The following is a 20,497-nucleotide window of genomic DNA, read 5'->3' as shown; positions in this document are numbered from 1 at the left end:
TTAAACTCCTAATTTCCAACCTAAAGTACGCATCACATCCGAGAATACACCGGCTGCCGTCACCTGAGTACCCGCACCGTAACCACGCAATACTAACGGAATTGGTTGGTAGTAACGGCTATAAAATGCAAGCGCATTCTCACCATCTTTGATCTTATACATAGGATCATTTTCATCGACAGCGATCATTTTCACCGCGCATTTACCGTCTTCAATCGTACCAACATAACGTAACACTTTACCCACTTCACTGGCCTCTGATGCCAACCTTGCAAAATATGCATCCGCTTCTGGCAAGCGCGCCATAAATTCTTCAACGCTACCTGAATCATCAAAGCCCGGTGGCAACGCTTGCTCAACCACGACATCTTCCAACTCGAGTTCCATGCCGGATTCGCGCGCAAGGATAAGAAGCTTACGAGCCACATCCATACCAGATAAATCGTCACGCGGATCAGGTTCGGTAAAGCCATTCTCTTTGGCGATATTGGTCGCTTGGCTTAATGTCATACCTTCATCTAATTTACCGAAGATATACGATAATGAGCCCGATAAAATACCGTTGAATTTTTCTAATTCATCGCCGGCAGAAATCAAGTTTTGTAGGTTTTCAATAACGGGAAGACCGGCACCCACAGTGGTCTCATACATAAGCTTACGTCGTGAACTACGCGCCGCATCTCGCAATTGATGGTAGTAACTCATACTCGCGGTATTGGCTTTCTTATTTGGCGTGACGACGTGGAAACCAGCCGCTAAGAAATCGGTATATTGATTAGCGATCGCTTCGCTAGAAGTACAATCCACCAATACTGGGTTGATAATATGGTTACGTTGCACGAGCGCAATCATACGAGATAAGCTGAACTCTTCTGTTGCGTGTGACATGCGATCACGCCAGTTTTCCAGCGGCAAACCTTCACTATCCAGCAACAAGCCTTTCGAGTTAGCTAAACCACACACGCGGATCACAATGCCTTTTTCAGCCAGTTTCGCTTGTTGACGCTGGAATTGATCCACCAGCTCACCGCCGACACCACCAACACCAACCACAAAGACATCTAAGAAATGCTTCGAGTTAAATAGGTTTTCATGACACGCTTTGATCGCAACAGAGATACGATCTTCTGGGATCACTGCCGAAATCGCACGCTCTGATGAGCCTTGTGCAATTGCTACCACGTTCACATTCACTTCCGCTAGAGAAGCAAAGAACTGCGATGCTACGCCGCGAGCGGTGCGCATTTTGTCACCCACTAATGTGATAATCGCAACGTCATCGGAAAATTCAATCGGATCAAGCAAGCCGTCTTTAAGCTCTAATTCAAACGCATTTTGCAACGCGAGTTCTGCTTTATTCTTATCTTGCGCCTCGATACAAAAACTGATGCTGTATTCAGAAGAAGATTGCGTGATCAACACAATCGACACCCCAGACGTCGACATGGCGCCAAACACACGACTTGCCATGCCAACCATGCCTTTCATACCTGGGCCGGAAACGTTGACCATGGTGAGTTGGCTCAAAGTGGTAATGCCTTTAATCGCTAGATTATCTTCACCGGTATCTTGACCGATAAGCGTGCCGGCACCTTGAGGGTTAAAGCTGTTTTTGATGAGACAAGGGATTTGAAATTGAGCAATAGGAGCAATGGTTTTCGGGTGAAGTACCGAAGCGCCAAAATAAGATAATTCCATCGCTTCTTGGTAGCTTAATGATTTCAATAAGCGCGCATCTTCCACTAAACGAGGGTCACAGTTATATACGCCATCCACATCTGTCCAGATTTCACAACAATCAGCACGTAAACAAGCAGCTAAAACAGCCGCGGAATAATCCGAACCATTACGACCTAGTGTGACTAGCTCGCCCTGCGCATTACCGGCAGTAAAACCCGGCATGATGTTGATGTGACCTTGCGGAAGTGGCTTACGTTGGAAATTTGCAGTAGAAATATCAACATCAACCATAGCTTCGAGATGATCGCCTTTAGCAAACAAATATTCCACAGGGTCAATAAGACTGGCCAATTTGCCCTTTGCTTCGATGACAGATTTCATTAGCTGAATCGAAACTCGCTCACCTTTGCTGATAATGCGAGCATTCACGTGGTCAGGGCACATACCCAATAGCGCCATCCCATGCACATATTGGCGTAGTTGTTTAATTGATGTGTTAACTTGATTATCAAATGCTTGGCTTTCTAGCTGTGGCACTTGCTGTTTTACTTGATCAAATAAATCGTAAAAAGACTGTTCAAGCTCATTAATCAATAATTCTGATTCGCCATTTTTGAGTGTATTTTCAATCACAGCGACCAACTTATTGGTCGTTTTCCCTGGTGCTGATAAAACGACAGCCACCTCTTCTTGTTGAGCATTATTGATAATAATGTCTGCCGCCCTTAAAAAACGATCGGCATCGGCCAGTGAAGACCCTCCAAATTTAAGTACTCGCATCCCTTCCTCCAAACTTACTTCAAATTGGCATAAAAAAAGGCCTGTATCTGGTGGGATACAGGCCTTTTTTGAAAACTTTCGCTTACCAGCCCGCCCCAACATACGTAGTGTCGGTAATAATGGTGGTCATAATCATAGCGCTGGTAAAAAACATCATTGTTATATCGTCTTGTATTATCAAGTAACTCTACATTTACCGATTTAACCATCAAGAGTCAATGAAAACTTCGATTTATTCGGGTTTTAATTAATTATAGAGATGAAAATCATATAAATTAGCGTTAATCAAACTCACTCATATCGACAGCATGAGTACTGATCAAGACGCCATTCCAATCTGCATAAATATAATCACCAGGTAAAACCGTCACGCCGGCTATCTCCAAGCTGGTATTTTTCTCTCCTGCGCCTCGTTTATCGGTTTTGAATGGACTCGCACCGAGTGCTTGAACCCCTAAATCAATTTGCGACAAGGTATGAACATCTCTAACAGCGCCATATACAATCACGCCTTGCCAGCCATTTTCTTGCGCTAATATCGCGAGCTGGTCACCTAATAACGCTTTTTCTAATGCACCGTTACCATCAACCAACAAGACTTTTCCGTTGCCCTTTTGTGACAATATTTCTCTGACCAAACTATTATCAAGGTAACAACGCAAAGTGACGACCTCACCATAGAATGCGACTTTACCGCCAAAACTTTTCCAAGCGGCGGGAATCAACGTCAATTGTTCAGCATATCTGTCACATAATTCCGGTAGTAAATCTTTCATATTATTCCCTCATCCATAGGTTTCTGATGCTGTTTTTAACATTTATTTTTCAAACTGATTGATGCAAATCAACAAACTTGATAATAGCCGATTCACACATATTGTTAGCAAGCTGTTAAGACTGTAGACTCAGTTACATCGTATACAAAGGCTTAGCTAACCGTTTTTTGCCGTATTTTGAGCTAAGTTGATAGTAGTTACATGTCTAGCGATGATGCCTTGTCTGTTGTTCCGCATGAAATTGCTAGCAAAATGTTATTTTTATCTAGAATGAATTAAACCATTTAAAGTCATGATTTAGGTACTCCTATGCATACCCCACAAATTCTTATCGTTGAAGACGAACAAGTCACACGCAACACGCTGAAGACTATTTTTGAAGCAGAAGGATATACTGTTTTTGAAGCCATTGATGGCGATAGCATGCATCAGATTTTGTCTGAAAATGCTATCAACTTGGTCATTATGGACATCAACCTACCAGGTAAAAATGGCTTATTATTGGCTCGTGAACTAAGAGAACAAGCGAACGTTGCTTTAATGTTCTTAACTGGTCGTGATAACGAAGTCGATAAAATCTTAGGCTTAGAAATTGGTGCTGATGATTACATCACTAAACCATTTAACCCTCGTGAATTAACCATCCGTGCTCGCAATCTACTTCATCGCTCAATGAACCAAGGCGAATCACAAGAAGATAAGCGTGTGGTTGAAAAATACGAATTCAACGGTTGGGTATTGGATATTAATAGCCGTTCTTTAGTTAACCCTATGGGCGAAAGCTACAAATTACCTCGCTCTGAGTTCCGTGCCCTTCTTCACTTCTGTGAAAACCCTGGCAAAATCCAAACTCGTGCTGACCTATTGAAGAAAATGACTGGACGCGAGCTAAAACCTCATGACCGCACAGTCGATGTAACAATTCGTCGTATTCGTAAGCATTTCGAATCTGTGGCGGATACGCCTGAGATCATTGCCACCATCCATGGTGAAGGCTACCGTTTTTGCGGTGACCTAAGCGAGTAGTATCGCCCAATGAAACAACAAAGGCCTTATGAGCGATCACAAGGCCTTTTTCATATCTCCATTTTCAGATAACGACGAATGAAACGAGCGGGTAAAAACCACTAGCCTTGTTGTTTCATCCATACCTTCAACAGTTCGATGTCTTTTTGATAATTCTGATTAATCTCTTCAACCCAACCCGCAACCTTTTCACGCCACTCTTCGGCCTCAGGGGTTTGGGCCAATTGCGCTAAACGCTGAATTCGTTGTAAACCAACGGATCCCGCTGCACCTTTGATCTTATGTGCCTCCGAGACGACATTATCATCGTCTTGTTCCGCCAAATATTGATTTAACAGTGACATGTAATTAGGCATGGCCGATTCAAACATTGCCACACTATCTAACACAGGTTGAGTACCGACTATTTCAATATAAGAAAGCAACATGTCTGTATCGATAATGCCATTCTCGGCGCTTTCTGTTTGATTCGACTCAGAATGGCTGCCCTGAGTTTCGAGTTGCGCTAACTCACTAGAGGACGGAGCAAATTTATTAATAACGTGATAAACATCTTTAACCGCCAAAGGTTTGCTTATGACATCGTCCATACTTTTAGTAAGGTATTCTTGTTTATCTTTCATCACATTTGCGGTTAATGCGACTAATGGTGGCAAGGTTTGATAGTGTTTTCTAAAATTCTGCGCAATATCAAAGCCGGTCATGTCTGGCAGTTGAATATCCAAAAATACCAAGTCATACCGCTCAGGGTTAAACTTGCTTAATGCTTCCTCCCCCGACATCGCCACTTCAACGCTATGCCCTAGATTTTCTAGTACGGAACGGGCAACGGTCACATTGAGTTCAATATCTTCTACCATGAAGATGCGTAGACTGGTTTGAGCGTTTAGTTCTTCACTCGTTGCTTCCAAATGCGCAACCGGCACCTTAATCGATACCGTAAAGGTACTGCCAAAGCCCAGTTCACTGCTTACGGTAATATCGCCATTCATACGACGCGCGAATTCTTTCGATATCGCTAAGCCAATACCGGTACCAACCGCATGTAAGTTATCTTTGCCCGATTTAACCTGATAGTACATTCCAAAGATGTTATCGATCTCACTCTCGGGAATACCAATGCCGGTATCTTCAATCTCAAATTCTAGGTTGGCCCATTCATCATCAAACTCAGCACTGACATTAACGGTCACACCGCCTTGCTTGGTGAACTTCATGGCATTATTTAATAAATTCCATAACACCTGACGCAAACGAGTCGCATCCACCATAATGGCATCCGGTAAATCAGTGAGTTGGTCTAGTTCGAAACTAAGCCCTTTTTGTTCGGCCATCAAACCAGAAATGGTTTCAATATCCGTAATAAACGCTTGTAAATCCGTTTCAACAGGCAGCAGTTCAAGTTGAGTTCGATCCAACTTATCAAGGTCAATCACATCATTAAAAATATGCCCTAAAGTAATCGCACTAATATTAATGGTTTGCATATACTGACGCTGTTCTTGATCTAATTTTGAATCCAGAAGCATGCGACTTAATCCAACAATGCCATTCAACGGTGTTCTTAATTCGTGGCTAATGGTTGAAATAAACGTGATTTTATCTTGGCTGGCTTTGACCAATGCATCTTGGTAGGCTTTGCGTTCAGTGATGTCACGACCAAATCCAACTAGGCCTAATAACTCATTGGATTTGCTATAAAATGGTAACTTACGAAATTCAAAAAACGCTTTTCGGCCATTCGGATATTCAAGCCAAATGTCGTATGCCAATTCTCGATTTTCGGTAAAGACCGTGTTATCGGTGCTTTTAATTTGGCGTAAGGTCGCTTCGTCTTTATATACATCATCGATTGACATCCCGACTAATTCGGATTGAGGCATGCCAAGCAACTCCTCGAACGATTTATTACAACCTAAAAACACCCCTTCTGTGCTGCGATAATAAATTAAGTCAGGCGAGGCATCGAGAAATGAACGCATTAACGACGTACTTTCAGCTAGCTCCATCTGAGTCCGCTCACGGTGATAAACTTCGTTTTCAAGGTCTTGCATCATTTCAAGGCGAGCTTCCTCTGCCTTTTCTCTTTCAATGATCTCTTGATTTAATTTATGAATATTCTGTTGAAGTTCGAGGTTCAGCTGATGATCTCGTTGACGCATGTCTTTGAGCTTCACCACCATATTACTGAGTTTTTGCCTTGATTCTTCCAGTTGATCAACCACCACCGTCAGAAAATACACCGCCCAAGGCGTGATCAATAGACCAAAGAAGATGGAACGGATGATCACGATATTATCGACTTCTCCACGCCAAATTATGCTCACAACGGCTTGTATTGATACAGAGAAACACACCAATGCCAACGCCAGTAACATGGAAAAACGCACCATGCCCAATTTAACCAATAAATCGACATAATATTGAGCGAGTTTTTTTAATAACTTCATGAAGAACTCCGCTCAGAATGTGAGCTTTCTAATTGTGAAAGGAAACGCACTTGAGTTTGATTACCACCGGCTTGTTTGGCCTCATTTAATGCTTGATAAGCCAATGTCACCATTATCTCTGGTTCAAAATGGCGTAGCGGTATAGCGCTCGACACACCAAGACTTGCGGTCATTTTTATCTCGCGCTCACGGTGCCTAAATTCAATGTTGAGTTTATCTATCGCCGCATGAATTTTATCAACGACTAACTGGCAGGCCGGCATTTGTGTTTCAGGCAATAAGAAAATAAATTCATTTTGTTCATTCACTGCCAATAAATCAGCCCCTCGCTGGATCGCTTGTTCTAATGCGCTCGCAGCAAGCGACAGCACTTCCTGGGCCGATTCATCCCCATACTGTTGTTGATAACTATCTAAATTATCCAGGTGACAAATCATGACGGTTAAGGGGGATTCTTGACGAAGATGCAATCGCCACACTGCCTGTAATTGACTGTCAAAATAGCGCTGATTAGGCAAATGCAATTGAGTATCAAAGTAACATAAGCGTTCTATTTCAGAATAGGCTTTAGCCAGCTTTTGCTCTGCAGCAATATGTTCAGTTACATCACGTGCAATAACTAAGCATCCTGTGTTACCAGTAAAAGGTTCTGTATAAGGCGCTTTGAGTACATCCCACCAAACAGGCTCACCGTGAATATTTTTCACCATATCGATGAAACGCAACGTATTGCCTTTCTCTAACACTTCTCGGTCAGACTCTTCAAAACGCTCAATAAGATGCTGCGGTAATAGCTCTTCTAAGCTGTGCCCAATGATCTGGTCGGGGCTCGCAATGCCTAAAGAATCGGCATAGGCTTGGTTGCAAGCTTCATGAACTCTTTGCTGGTTCATCAAGGCGATAGGGTAAGGAGAAGCGGTCAAAATGGACTGTAATAAGGTTTCGCTTTTCTTTAGATCCAATTCCATGGTTTGCCGTTTAGCAATTTCATCACTGCAAGATTGCTGCATATAAAACCAATCCGACACATCATAACTGATGCCAATACTGCCGATGATTTTACCACCTTCAGATTTCACTGGAGTAACATGAGTTTCAAGTAAACAACTATCACCAGCCGGCGTCGTCGTCCAACGCTTGTTAGAAAAACCACTTTCTATATTGTCTAGCAACATCATACCGCAGCCTTCCATTTCTCGATGGGCCCAAAAGCGTTGATAGGCGGAATTAGTGGAGACTAAATTTCCATCGACATCTTTAAGAAAAACGAGCTGAGATAACGCATTAAATGCTTGTAGGCTCAGTAATGATTCTTGACTGAGATTTGCGATTGGTTGAGGTAATGTCGCATGAACCGCCCATACCTTTTTGCTATCAACGATAGATTGGCTAAATGTGAAATGCACGCGGATTTTATGATGTTCAGAAATAGACCAATCTTGAAGAGGAGAACTTTTCGCCTTATCAATCATCGCCAACAGGATCTTAGGTGTAATCAGTGATGGTGCGAGATATCGTTTCCCGACACGGCGAATCGATAGGAGCTGCCTAGCCATCCGGTTAGCATCAACAATTTCACCATCTTGGCACCCAACGAGGAATATGGCGGTCGGCGTTTCTTTAACAAGTGCCACCACTTGCTTGGTATTACGGAAATAAAAGTAATACACCACCGATAAACACAGCAGTACAAACACGATATCGACTAATATTCCATGGCCTTTTAAGTACAACCAATCCATTTATCACCTATCTAACCATTCAAAATAACGAATCATCTTCTGTTATCTTACAAGCAATCGCATAGAATGTGGGGCTATGGGCTCACAATCCGATGATATTTTTATTCATCCCCTCCCCTTTAGTTAGTGTCAATAATATCAACCGCACTAAACAGCACAAATAGATTGGAACGAATTTTTAAAATATATATTCATAAAAACAGCATAAAATTCAAACCATCAGCGTATTTTGCTCTTTTAATATGCAAAATAAGAAAAAAAAATCATCACTTTTATTCAACTTTCGTTGGAATTACATAGTACAAAAATGTAGGATGGGTGAACGATTCTGTGTTTTCGTGATAGGAATCACGTCAAAATTCAGGAGTAAATCGCTAGCACTTCCTTTTAAAAAAGCATAAAACACTGGATATGTGTTCAAGCAGATACAAAAGGAACTAAGGAACCGCTTTTTTCGCAAATACTTTTCTGCGAATGGTTGAAAGGAATCGCACTTACTAGACCGAGCAATGTCGAAGTAAGTTGAAGATTATAAGTAAATAAAAGGACAAAGTGGCTTTAAAGAGACGCATTGAAGCGAATCAAAGCTGCTATTTAACTTGGAAGGATGTACCTATGGTAAGTAGAGAGCACAGTACACAAGGATTGTACACTCCCGAGCTGGAGCATGATGCCTGTGGAATCGGTTTTGTTGCTCACTTGAAAAACCGTAAATCCCATGCGGTAGTAACCCAAGCACTCGATATGCTAGCCCGAATGGAACACCGCGGTGGTCAAGGTTGTGACCCATGCAGTGGTGACGGTGCGGGTATTCTGCTGCAAAAACCTCACGAATTTCTATTAGAAGAAGCGGTCAAGCTTGGTATTAAGCTCCCTTCTTTCGAAAAATACGGTGTTGGTGTGGTTCTTTTCCCTAAAGATGAACACAAACGCCAACAATGTCGCGATATCCTAGAGCGTAATGCCAAACGCCTTGATCTTGAGATCTTAGGTTACCGTGTACTGCCGGTTGATAACTCAATGATCGGTGAAGATCCTTTAAGCACCGAACCGCAATTTGAGCACGTTTTCATCTCTGGTGGCCCAAGTATGACGCCGGAAGAGCTTGAGCGTAAACTTTACGTATTGCGTAATTACACCGTTCGCGTGTGCTTAGAGTCTGTATCAAACATCGGTGATGATTTTTATATTAACTCATTGTCTTATAAGACTTTGGTTTATAAAGGTCAGTTAACCACTGATCAAGTTCCCCAATACTTCCTTGATCTACAAAATCCAACCATGGTTACGGCCTTGGCGTTGGTTCACTCTCGTTTCTCAACCAATACTTTCCCTAAATGGCGTCTCGCTCAACCATTCCGTTACATTGCGCACAATGGTGAGATCAACACAGTTCGCGGTAACTTGAACTGGATGAAAGCGCGTGAAGCCATTTTAGAATCGGATCTATTCTCAAAAGCGGAAATCGACATGCTATTGCCGATCTGCTCTGAAAATGGTTCAGATTCTTCTAACTTTGATATGGCGCTAGAGTTATTAGTGCTTTCAGGCCGTAGCTTGCCACACGCTTTAATGATGCTTATCCCTGAAGCATGGCAAGAAAACAAGAACATGGATCCAGCGCGTCGTGCCTTCTATCAATACCACGCCAACATCATGGAACCATGGGACGGCCCAGCGTCTGTTTGTTTCACCGATGGTGTGCAAGTAGGGGCAACACTTGACCGTAACGGCTTACGTCCGTCTCGCTATACTGTAACCAAAGACAATTTCTTGGTAATGGCATCGGAATCTGGCGCAGTGGAAATTGCCCCAGAGAACATTGAATACCGTGGCCGCCTACAACCAGGTCGTATCTTCGTTGCTGATCTAGAACAAGGTCGCATTATTTCTGATGAAGAAGTAAAAGATAGTATCGCAAAAGCGAAACCTTACGAGCAATGGGTTCAAGACAACCTATTAACGCTAAAAACACTGCCTGATGCCGACAATATGCACCACCAGCCTTCTGCGGCTAAATTGCTACAGCATCAACAAGCGTTTGGTATCACAACAGAAGAAGTCAACGACATCATTCACGTTCTCGCTGAAACTGGCTATGAACCACTGATGTCTATGGGTGCTGACTGGCCACTTGCGGTTCTATCACACCAATCCCAGCATTTATCTCACTACTTCAAGCAGCTGTTTGCTCAGGTGACCAACCCACCGATCGATCCGATCCGTGAGCGTATGGTTATGTCACTCAACACCTATCTAGGTCGTGACCATAACCTCCTGACTGAAACACCAGAGCACTGTCGTAAAGTAGAACTTGAGTCTCCAGTTCTATCTAACGATGAACTTGAGAAATTACGTGCGATTGATAACGAGCATCTACAAGCGAAAACGCTCGATATCGTATTCCGTGCAACGGAAGAACCTGGCAAACTGGAACGTGCGCTAAAACGTATTTGTCAGTACGCAGAAGATGCGGTCATCGATGGTTATTCAATTATCCTGTTAACGGACCGTGCGACTAACTCTAACCACGCAGCCATCCCTGCAATGTTAGCTGTCGGTGCAGTACACCATCACCTTATTCGTAAAGGTCTACGAGCTAAGTGTGACATCGTGATCGAAACCGGTGATGCGCGTGAAACACACCACTTCGCCACACTTGTTGGCTACGGTGCCAATGCGGTTAACCCTTACTTGGTGACAGAAACGATCGTGGATCTTCAGAAGAAGAAAAAACTCGATCCAGAAGTACCAACCGAACAATACTTCAATAACTATCGTAAAGGTATCAATGCTGGTCTATTGAAGATCTTCTCGAAAATGGGGATCTCGACTCTACAGTCATACCACGGCGCTCAAATCTTTGAAGCTCTAGGTATCAGTAAAGCGGTGGTAGATAAGTACTTCACCGGTACTGTTTCACGTATTCAAGGTCTAACCATTGATGATATCGCACGCGAAGTATTAGTTCGCCACCGTGTGGGCTACCCAACTCGTGAGATCCCAATTCAAATGTTGGATGTGGGCGGTGTGTATCAGTGGAAACAGCGTGGTGAAAAACACTTATTCAACCCTGAAACCATTTCTCTATTGCAACAATCGACTCGTAATAAAGATTACGCGCAGTTTAAGCAATACGCGAAAGCAGTGGATGATCAAGGTGACAACGCAGCAACACTACGTAGCCAATTGGACTTCATTAAAAATCCAGCCGGTTCTATCCCGCTAGAAGAAGTGGAGCCAATCGAAAGCATCTTAAAACGCTTTGCTACCGGTGCGATGAGCTTTGGTTCTATCTCCTACGAAGCGCACTCAACTCTGGCTGTTGCCATGAACCGCATTGGCGCGAAATCTAACTCTGGTGAAGGTGGTGAAGATCCAATTCGCTTTGAGAAAAAAGCCAATGGTGACTGGGAACGCTCTGCTATCAAGCAGGTCGCTTCAGGTCGTTTCGGTGTGACCTCTTACTACCTAACTAACGCTGACGAGCTACAAATCAAGATGGCTCAAGGGGCGAAACCAGGTGAAGGTGGTCAGCTACCAGGCGATAAAGTGGATGATTGGATCGGTGCAACCCGTCACTCTACTCCAGGAGTTGGCTTGATTTCACCACCGCCACACCACGACATTTACTCAATCGAAGATTTGGCTCAGCTGATCTACGATTTGAAAAACGCTAACCGTGATAGCCGCGTGAACGTGAAGCTCGTATCAGAAGCGGGCGTTGGTACTATCGCATCAGGTGTAGCGAAAGCAAAAGCTGACGTTGTCCTAATTGCAGGTTTCGATGGCGGTACCGGTGCATCTCCGATGTCTTCGATTCGCCACACAGGTTTACCGTGGGAACTTGGCCTAGCCGAAACTCACCAAACCTTGCTTAAAAACGGCCTACGTAACCGTATCGTCGTACAGTCTGATGGCCAAATGAAAACGCCTCGCGACTTAGCGATTGCAACGCTACTTGGCGCAGAAGAATGGGGCGTGGCAACCGCAGCACTTGTGGTTGAAGGTTGTATCATGATGCGTAAATGTCATAAGAACACCTGCCCAGTTGGTATCGCGACACAAAACAAAACACTACGTGAACGTTTCGATGGCCGCGTAGAAGATGTGGTAACCTTCTTCCAATACATGGCAGAAGGTCTACGTGAAATCATGGCTGAGCTTGGCTTCCGCACTATTGAAGAAATGGTTGGTCAATCTCAAAAACTGAAAGTTCGCGACGATATCCAGCACTGGAAATATAAGAACCTTGATTTAAGCCCTGTGCTTTATATTCAAGAGCCGCGTGCTGAAGATGGCGTTTACAACCAGAAACAGCAAAATCATGGCCTTGATGAAGTACTCGATCGCAAGTTAATTGAAGTGGCGCAACCTGCTCTTACTAAAGGTGAAGCGGTTGAAGCGCTATTCCCAATCATCAATACCGACCGTAGTACCGGTACTATGCTATCGAATGAAATTTCGAAAGTGTACAAAGACCAAGGCTTACCAAAACCAATGAATGTCAAATTCACCGGTTCTGCTGGCCAGTCATTCGGCGCGTTCCTTGCAAAAGGCGTGAAGTTTGAAGTGGAAGGCGATGCTAACGACTACTGGGGTAAAGGCTTATCTGGCGGTACGCTAGTACTCTACCCTGACCGTCGTTCAACCGTTGTTGCTGAAGATAATATCGTGGTAGGTAACGTATGTTTCTACGGTGCAACCTCTGGTGAATCATTTATCCGCGGTATGGCGGGTGAGCGTTTCTGTGTACGTAACTCTGGTGCACACGTTGTGGTTGAAGGTGTGGGTGACCATGGTTGTGAATACATGACTGGTGGTTCTGCCATCATCCTTGGCTCAACAGGCCGTAACTTTGCTGCTGGTATGAGTGGCGGTGTGGCGTATGTTTGGGACAAACAAGGTGACTTCGATACGAAGCTCAACCCGGAATTGGTGGATCTTGACCCAATCGAAGCTGAAGATAAAGCGTTTATCAAAGACATGCTAACTAAGCACGCTGAGTACACTGGAAGTACTGTAGCGAAAGATTTCTTAGCAAACTTTGATGCCAATCTCGCAAGCTTGGTGAAAGTCATGCCACGTGATTACAAAGCCGTATTACAAAAGCGTAAACAAGCCGCAAACAAGGAAGAGTTGGAGGCCGTAAATGGGTAAGCCTACTGGATTTTTAGAGCATGGTCGTGAACTACCGAAAAAGATCGATCCGAGTGTTCGCATACAAGACAACAAAGAGTTCGTACTAGATGAGGAGTTTGGTAGCAAAATCAATACTCAGGCTTCTCGTTGTATGGACTGTGGCGTGCCGTTTTGTCATAGCGGCTGCCCAATCGGTAACATCATTCCGGAGTTTAACGACGCGGTTTACCGTGATAGCTGGGAAGAGGCTTGGAATATTCTAAGCAGCACCAACAACTTCCCAGAGTTTACGGGACGTGTGTGCCCTGCTCCGTGTGAAACAGCCTGCGTACTTGGCATCAACCAAGATCCAATTACCATCTGTAACATAGAGAAAAACATCGTTGAACGTGCTTACAAGGAAGGCTATGCCAAACCTCGCAAACCACGTTCACGCACTGGTAAAACCGTCGCCATCGTAGGCTCAGGCCCTGCTGGCTTATCAGCGGCTGAGCAACTTAATGCTGCTGGTCACACCGTGACGGTGTTTGAGCGCGATGAAAAAATCGGTGGTCTACTACGCTTTGGTATCCCTGACTTTAAACTCAGCATGGATGTTATTGATCGTAAACTCGATTTAATGGCAGAAGCTGGCGTGAAATTTGAAGTAAATGCTCACATTGGTGTCAACATCAATGCTCAGCAATTACGTCAAGAGTTTGATGTGGTACTGCTAACTGGTGGTTCTACGGTTCCTCGTGATTTACCTATCCCAGGCCGTGAGCTTAAAGGGGTTCATTTTGCGATGGAATTCCTCGGTCAAAATAACCGCCGTGCTAACAATATGGATCTTAAAGGTGAAGAAATTCACGCTAACGGTGATCATGTTGTGGTTATCGGTGGTGGTGATACCGGCTCTGACTGCGTAGGTACCTCTAACCGTCATGGCGCAGCAAGCATTACTCAAGTTGAGATCATGCCAATTCCGCCAGAAAAACGCCCAGCGAATCAACCTTGGCCACAATATCCAATGATCATGAAAACCACGACTTCTCACGAAGAAGGGTGTGAGCGTCATTGGAACATTTTGACCAAAGAATTCATCGGTGATGAAAACGGCAATGTCAAAGAACTACGCATTGCTGATATCGTTTGGGATGATCCTAAGCCGGGTGAACGTCCTGGATTTAAAGAAGTGGAAGGCTCTGAACGAGTTATTCCATGTACCAAAGCATTCTTAGCGATGGGCTTCTTACATCCAGAACCAACCGGTGTATTGGCTCAACTGGATATTAAACTGGATGACCGCGGTAACGTGGCAACCAATGGCTATCAGACCAACCAAAAAGGCGTATTTGCTGCAGGTGATATGCGTACTGGTCAGTCTTTAGTTGTACGTTGTATCAATGAAGGTCGTGAATGTGCTCGTGAAATTGATGCTTACCTGATGGGTAACTCACACTTAGAAGCACGTGCGGATTCTTTAATGAAGTCAGCGTAAGCATTATTTCATATCAAATTGCATACCAAGCCCCGAGATTATTCGGGGCTTTTTTCTTGTAAACGGCAAGATAATGACACAGCGATCAAATTATCATTATTCAATGGATGAGTTTAGATGCGAAAACTGAGTATGCTAACTATGTTTATAGTACTGACAGGCTGTAGCCAGAGTTATGCCATGAAAAACAATAATCCCGATCTGTTATGCAGTTCCAAACCTAACTGTGTTTCCACACAAGAATTAAGGACCGATTATCAAATTCCACCTTTTGAATTAGTGTCGGCAGATACCAGCATTGATGAGATAGAGCGTGTCGCTTTAACCCTTAAACGAACCAAGACGGTTGAGAAATCTGAACACAGATTACACCTTGAATCCACGAGCCTCATCTTTCGGTTTGTTGATGATGTACACATTGTAATCGATGGTAATCATCTACAAGTTCGTTCTAAGTCACGTGTTGGCTATTCCGATTTTGGTGTCAATAAATCGCGTACCGAAACCTTGCGCCAAAAGCTGATTGAAGCGAACTTGGTTAAGCCCAATCCCAAAAAGACGAATTGAGAAATCATTTTTCAATTGTGAATTTTTAGATCGTCATGACTCCTGTGCTACAATCGCGCCCATATTAGAACCGTAATAGAGATACTGATTATGAAAGTTGGCATTATTGGCGCAATGGAACAAGAAGTTGCCATTCTAAAATCTGCTTTAGTTGGCTGTGAAAGCACCACCAAAGGAGGTTGTACGTTTTACACAGGTACTATTCATGATGTAAAAGTGATCTTACTTCAATCTGGCATTGGTAAAGTATCGGCCAGTATTGGAACGACACTACTGATTGAATGTTTCCAACCTGATGTCATTATTAATACCGGTTCTGCGGGCGGCTTTGATCCCTCTCTGAATTTAGGCGATGTCGTGATTTCCACCGAAGTTCGCCATCACGATGCTGATGTAACCGCATTTGGCTATGAAATGGGTCAAATGGCAGGTCAACCCGCAGCGTTTGCCGCAGCTCCAACTTTAATTGATATTGTTGAAAAGACACTGGCAGATATGAAAGATACTCATGCTGTACGTGGTTTGATTTGTACCGGTGATGCCTTTGTTTGTACTCCTGAAAAACAAGCTTTTATCCGTCAGCACTTCCCTAATGTGATTGCAGTGGAAATGGAAGCCTCAGCCATTGCTCAAACTTGTCATCAATTCCGCATGCCATTCGTGGTCGTGCGCGCGATTTCAGATGTAGCGGATAAAGAATCACCAATGAGTTTTGAAGAATTTTTACCACTAGCGGCTAAGCATTCTTCAGAGATGGTGATCAACATGCTCACACGCATGAAGTAATCGATAATGAAATGAGCCATGTATTTTTGCATGGCTCAATCAAGGATTTTGATATTGTTCAATAGCCGAAAAATTGGATTGCTATCCTATTTATTCCTCATCATTAGTACTTCAACTTTTGCTACGGAAACCGAGCCTCATGTCGCTCAGCGCATCATTACGCTTTCACCTCATGCGACCGAATTAGCCTTCTCTGCAGGTCTTGGAGAGCATATTGTTGGGGTCAGCCAAGCTAGTGATTACCCACCAGCCGCTAAAGATATTGAGCAAGTCGCGACCTATCAAGGTATCAAACTAGAACGTATACTCGCCCTTCAACCAGACCTAGTGATTGCTTGGCGCTCTAATGCTTATGCCAGGGAATTAGAAAAACTACAGCAATTTGGCATTCCGGTGTATTACTCAAGCATTGATAGTCTTGATGATATCGCTACCAACATAAAGCAGTTAAGCCAGTATGCTGAAGATCCTTCTATTGGCTTAAACAATGCTAAACAATTTCAGCAGCAACTCGACTCACTACGCCAACACTATCACACTAGATCTAAAGTTCGTTATTTCTATCAACTCAGTGATAGCCCCATGATGTCTTTCAGTTCACCGCATTGGCCGAGTGACGTATTTTCTGTTTGCGGTGGTGACAACATTGTTACCAATCAAAACGTGCCTTATCCACAAATCAGTCCTGAACAAGTCATTGTATTAAAACCACAAGTGATTTTTACTTCGCAACAACAAGCGAATATGAGCAGATGGCAACAGTGGCCACAAATTCCTGCTGTGGAGCACCACTTTATTTGGTCACTTAACCCTGATTGGATTTCACGACCCACGATGCGTAGCCTCAAAGCCATTAAGCAAGTGTGTCGGTTTTTAGACAAGGCTCGTTTGAAGTAAAAACCGACAAAATAACCATTTGGAATAAATGGGGTTTACCAGTAAAATCGACGCCAATTTTGACTAGATTGATTTTACCACTCTCTTTTACTTTGGCTTTTTATCTAACCCATGCATATGTCATTACTGTATTTTTTTGATCTATTCGGCACAGCCATTTTTGCAATATCTGGCGTATTACTGGCCGGCCGTCTCAAAATGGATCCTTTTGGCATGGTCGTACTCGCCAGTGTGACAGCCATTGGTGGAGGATCAATCCGAGATATGATGCTAGGTTCCACTCCGGTTTTTTGGATCATTGATAATAACTACTTATGGGTCATTTTTATTACCTGTCTATTTACGTTATTACTCGTACGTCAACCTAAACAACTCCCTTGGTATATTTTGCCTGTTTGTGATGCGATTGGATTAGCCGTCTTTGTCGGGATTGGGGTCGAGAAAACCTTATTACTGCAAGATTCAATGATGATAGCCGTCATCATGGGCGTGTTAACGGGCTGCGGTGGCGGTATTATTCGCGATATCCTCGCTCGAGAAATTCCCATGGTATTAAGAAGTGAAATCTATGCTACTGCTTGTATTGCCGGAGGGATTGTTCATACCTTAGCTTTATATTTTGGTTTAGCGACACAACCCAGCTTTTTATTGGGCGTTGCAACCACGTTAAGCATACGTTTAGCAGCCATTCGTTGGCACTTATCGTTACCAACCCTTTCAATGAAGCACTAACTGTTCTCTATTAACTGTTCTTTATTGTCGGCCCTTTGCCTATTAAAAAAGGAGCCCGCGACGGCTCCTTTAAATAAAACGCTTTAATCATCTTTCGTGAAATTATCGACAGAAAAATGCTCCAAATCGTAAGGCGTCTGTTGGTAAACGCAATAATTTAGCCAGTTTGCAAACAATAGGTGCCCATGACTACGCCAACTCGCAATAGGGGCATTATCTGGATTATCGTTCGGATAATAATTCACTGGTATAGCCGGATCTAATCCTTCACCCAAATCACGTACATATTCATTATGTAGCGTGTTGGCATCATACTCAGGATGTCCTGTCACAAACACATGACGCTTATCTTTCGTTGCCGCCAAATACACACCCGCATCGTCGGATACCGCTAAAATATCCATATCGGTATGTTCGGAAAGGAACTCAGCCGTAAAGTCTGCATATCGTGAATGCGGGGCTAAAAAGTTATCATCAAAGCCACGCACGACAGGGTGAAACTCGTGTACCACTTTATGGTGATAAACCCCTGATAGCTTTTCATCACGCGTTTGTTTTGGTAAATCATAAAGAAGCTTGAGCCCCGCTTGCGCTGCCCAGCAAACATACAGGGTCGATGTCACATGATCTTTTGCCCAAGTCATTACGGTTTGTAAGTGTTCCCAATACACCACATCTTCAAACTGCACTAAACCCAGTGGCGCCCCAGTAATAATAAGGCCATCGAAGTTTCGGTCTTTTACCATATCAAATTGACGATAAAAGTTATTGAGATGCTCTGTCGGGGTATTTTTACTTGGTCTATCGTCGATTCGAAGCAATTCGATATCCACTTGTAATGGACTATTAGACAACAAGCGTAAGAACTGAGTTTCCGTCTCAATTTTTTTCGGCATGAGATTCAAAATCAGCACTTTCAAAGGACGAATCATTTGAGTCGTCGCTCGAGACTCCGACATAATGAAAATACGTTCCTGTCGTAAAATATCGGATGCCGGTAACTGATCGGGGATCTTGATTGGCATTGCACTCTCTCCATAAGCAATCTAGACGTCTAAACACCCATGAGTATATCAATACCATAATGAATGTCGAGTAGCAGATTGCATATATAAAGTAACTTATAACCAAGCAGAAACGTGTGACTTTCGACAGGGATTAGTCTACTTAGCTATATCAATAAGTTTAGAGCAAAAAAAAGCAGCGCACGAATGCACTGCTTATTCAATAATTCGGAAAGTAAGCTTACTTGACCACGGTAAGTGTCGGACGGCCTTTCGGTTTATTAGGCGATTCAGAATCTGTTGATTCAGACTGCCCTTCTCCTTCCAAATCAGACGACTCAGCCGATACCGCTTCAATGTTAGACGAGGTATCTACACTCGATAAAGATGTGCTGGATTCTTCTTCTATACCTTGCTCAAAATCAGCTTCATAGGCTTCTTCTGGTTCAAACATAGTTCCGGCACCATTTTCACGAGCATAAATAGCCTGAACGGCATACATAGGCACAATCACTGAGTGTGGACGACCACTAAAACGAGCATTGAACATAATGGCATCATTGCTGATTTCCAAGTTACCGACAGCACGAGGTGCAACATTTAAGATAATTTGTCCATCTTGCACAAACTCAAGCGGTACTCGTACACCCGGTAGGGTCGCTTCAACCACAAGATGTGGTGTCAAATCGTTATCCACTAACCATTCGTAAAACGCACGAACCAAATAAGGTCGTCTTGGTGTCATTTTGTTCATATCCATGTTTAGCGAACCAAACGCATTTCTCGTTCAGCTTCAGTTAAAGAAGCCAAGAATGAATCACGCTCGAATACACGGCTCATGTAAACTTTGAGCTCTTTAGAACCTGGGCCAGAAAGCTCAATACCTAATGCAGGTAAACGCCATAGCAATGGTGCTAAGTAGCAATCAATCAGGCTGAATTCTTCGCTCATGAAGTGCTCATATTCAGCAAAAACAGGCGCAAGAGTCAGTAAGTCGTTACGCAACTTATTGCGTGCCGCTTCCGCTTCTTCTGCAGAACCTTTCATGATTTTTTCAGCTTGTGAGTACCAATTACGCTCAATACGGTACATCATTAAACGGCTATTACCACGAGCAACAGGATAAACCGGCATCAAAGGTGGATGCGGGAAACGCTCATCAAGGTATTCCATGATGATGTTAGAGTTATAAAGTGCCAGTTCACGATCAACTAATGTTGGAACCGACTTGTAAGGGTTCAGTTCAATTAAGTCCGATGGTAGGTTGTTTTCGTCAACTAATTCGACCTCAACACTTACACCTTTTTCGGCTAGAACAATACGAACCTGATGGCTATACATATCTGAAGCACTTGAAAATAGAGTCATCACAGAACGTTTATTGGCAGCTACAGCCATTGAGAAGCCCTCCAGCACACTTAAAATAAAAAGAATG

At 43.5% G+C, this 20,497-nt stretch carries 14 protein-coding genes and 1 other annotated feature; of the genes, 7 read left to right on the top strand and 7 right to left on the bottom strand.

From position 1 onward, the window contains the following. A complete protein-coding gene (gene thrA, locus Vgang_RS02425; protein WP_105902193.1) occupies positions 1–2,460 on the bottom strand; it encodes a bifunctional aspartate kinase/homoserine dehydrogenase I in 2,460 nt (819 codons plus the stop codon). 30 nt (positions 2,461–2,490) lie between these two features. Beyond that, positions 2,491–2,610, bottom strand: a sequence feature (Thr leader region). Positions 2,611–2,741: 131 nt separating this feature from the next. Next, positions 2,742–3,236: a putative 4-hydroxy-4-methyl-2-oxoglutarate aldolase gene (locus Vgang_RS02420; protein ID WP_105902194.1), complete on the bottom strand. Its 495-nt coding sequence runs from the start codon at positions 3,234–3,236 to the stop codon at positions 2,742–2,744. Positions 3,237–3,545: 309 nt separating this feature from the next. Here Vgang_RS02420 and arcA point away from each other — a divergent pair, with 309 nt between their 5' ends. Next, the gene (gene arcA, locus Vgang_RS02415; RefSeq protein WP_105902195.1) at positions 3,546–4,262 is read left to right on the top strand and encodes a two-component system response regulator ArcA; all 717 of its coding nucleotides are present in this window, start codon (positions 3,546–3,548) and stop codon (positions 4,260–4,262) included. 101 nt (positions 4,263–4,363) lie between these two features. Here arcA and arcB read toward each other — a convergent pair whose 3' ends face one another. Next, positions 4,364–6,712, bottom strand: a complete 2,349-nt coding sequence (gene arcB / locus Vgang_RS02410; RefSeq protein ID WP_105902196.1) for an aerobic respiration two-component sensor histidine kinase ArcB — start codon at positions 6,710–6,712, stop codon at positions 4,364–4,366. After that, complete coding sequence (locus Vgang_RS02405; protein ID WP_105902197.1) at positions 6,709–8,454, bottom strand: diguanylate cyclase domain-containing protein; 1,746 nt, start codon at positions 8,452–8,454, stop codon at positions 6,709–6,711. Before Vgang_RS02405 ends, arcB begins: the two co-directional genes overlap by 4 nt. A 615-nt stretch (positions 8,455–9,069) precedes the next feature. Between Vgang_RS02405 and gltB the strand changes: the two genes are divergently transcribed. The 6 genes from gltB to Vgang_RS02375 all read left to right on the top strand — a co-directional run bounded on the left by gltB (position 9,070) and on the right by Vgang_RS02375 (position 18,058). Further along, on the top strand, positions 9,070–13,614 hold the full coding sequence (gene gltB / locus Vgang_RS02400) for a glutamate synthase large subunit (protein WP_105902198.1): 4,545 nt from the start codon (positions 9,070–9,072) through the stop codon (positions 13,612–13,614). Beyond that, positions 13,607–15,076, top strand: a complete 1,470-nt coding sequence (locus Vgang_RS02395) for a glutamate synthase subunit beta (protein ID WP_105902199.1) — start codon at positions 13,607–13,609, stop codon at positions 15,074–15,076. The genes gltB and Vgang_RS02395 overlap by 8 nt, the downstream gene beginning before the upstream one ends. 180 nt (positions 15,077–15,256) lie before the next feature. Further along, positions 15,257–15,643 carry a DUF1499 domain-containing protein gene (locus Vgang_RS02390; RefSeq protein WP_245879918.1) on the top strand — a complete coding sequence of 129 codons (387 nt, stop codon included), beginning with the start codon at positions 15,257–15,259 and terminating at the stop codon, positions 15,641–15,643. Positions 15,644–15,733: 90 nt separating this feature from the next. Further along, on the top strand, positions 15,734–16,429 hold the full coding sequence (gene mtnN, locus Vgang_RS02385; protein ID WP_105902201.1) for a 5'-methylthioadenosine/S-adenosylhomocysteine nucleosidase: 696 nt from the start codon (positions 15,734–15,736) through the stop codon (positions 16,427–16,429). 54 nt (positions 16,430–16,483) lie between these two features. After that, the gene (btuF, locus tag Vgang_RS02380; RefSeq protein ID WP_245879919.1) at positions 16,484–17,326 is read left to right on the top strand and encodes a vitamin B12 ABC transporter substrate-binding protein BtuF; all 843 of its coding nucleotides are present in this window, start codon (positions 16,484–16,486) and stop codon (positions 17,324–17,326) included. 111 nt (positions 17,327–17,437) lie between these two features. Further along, positions 17,438–18,058, top strand: a complete 621-nt coding sequence (locus tag Vgang_RS02375) for a TRIC cation channel family protein (protein ID WP_105902202.1) — start codon at positions 17,438–17,440, stop codon at positions 18,056–18,058. An 83-nt stretch (positions 18,059–18,141) separates the two neighbouring features. Here Vgang_RS02375 and metA read toward each other — a convergent pair whose 3' ends face one another. From metA to sspA, 3 genes are all read right to left on the bottom strand, one after another. Next, the gene (metA, locus tag Vgang_RS02370) at positions 18,142–19,083 is read right to left on the bottom strand and encodes a homoserine O-acetyltransferase MetA (RefSeq protein WP_105902203.1); all 942 of its coding nucleotides are present in this window, start codon (positions 19,081–19,083) and stop codon (positions 18,142–18,144) included. A 220-nt stretch (positions 19,084–19,303) separates the two neighbouring features. Continuing rightward, complete coding sequence (sspB, locus tag Vgang_RS02365; RefSeq protein ID WP_105902204.1) at positions 19,304–19,822, bottom strand: ClpXP protease specificity-enhancing factor; 519 nt, start codon at positions 19,820–19,822, stop codon at positions 19,304–19,306. Between the two features lie 2 nt (positions 19,823–19,824). Beyond that, positions 19,825–20,460, bottom strand: a complete 636-nt coding sequence (gene sspA, locus Vgang_RS02360; RefSeq protein WP_105902205.1) for a stringent starvation protein SspA — start codon at positions 20,458–20,460, stop codon at positions 19,825–19,827. Positions 20,461–20,497 lie beyond the last annotated feature (37 nt).

The sequence above is a fragment of the Vibrio gangliei genome (genome assembly GCF_026001925.1).
Lineage (GTDB): Bacteria > Pseudomonadota > Gammaproteobacteria > Enterobacterales > Vibrionaceae > Vibrio > Vibrio gangliei.
Note: the sequence above shows the minus strand (reverse complement) of the source record. Positions and strands in the feature narration are given on the sequence as shown.